Origin of the sequence: Streptomyces europaeiscabiei, from assembly GCF_001550375.1 — a bacterium.
GTDB classification, from domain to species: Bacteria; Actinomycetota; Actinomycetes; order Streptomycetales; family Streptomycetaceae; genus Streptomyces; species Streptomyces europaeiscabiei.
In genome coordinates, this window is the sequence record NZ_LRTR01000845.1 from 1 (window position 1) to 547 (window position 547).

Below are 547 nucleotides of genomic sequence, written 5' to 3' on the forward strand. Positions count from 1 at the left end.
GCCCGCGGGCGAGGCGCGGGGCGCCGAGGTGCTGCGCGGCCTGACGGACGCCGGTGCCGATCTGGTTCCGGTCGTGCTCGGCGACGAGGAGCGGGAGCTGACCGCGAAGGCGCTGCGCACGGCGTGCGAGGACCACGCGGCCCGCTCCGGGCAGGAGTTCGCCGGTGTGCTGTCGCTGCTCGCCCTCTCGACGGGCAGCGACCCGCGGCACGACTCGGTGCCCGCCGGATACACCGCGACGCTGCGGGCCGTCCAGGCGCTCGGCGACATGGAGCTCACCGCCCCGCTGTGGTGCGTGACCCGCGAGGCGGTACGGACCGGGCCCGGCGACCTGGCCGTCGACCCCGCCCAGCGCATGATCTGGGGGCTGGGACGGGTGGCCGCGCTGGAGCACTCCGACCGCTGGGGCGGTCTGATCGACCTGCCGGGCACGCCGGACGCGGGCGTGTGGCGGCGCCTGGCCGCACTGCTCGGCGGCGACGGCGCCGAGGACCAGGTCGCGGTACGCACCGACGGGGTACGGGTGCGCCGCCTGGCCCGGGCCGGG

1 protein-coding gene is annotated in these 547 nt (G+C 78.1%); it reads left to right on the plus strand.

Going from position 1 to position 547, the window contains the following annotated elements; all coding sequences use genetic code 11:
- Positions 1 to 547: Rossmann-fold NAD(P)-binding domain-containing protein (locus AWZ10_RS42890; protein ID WP_482258132.1), on the plus strand; the 547-nt coding region annotated here is incomplete at both ends.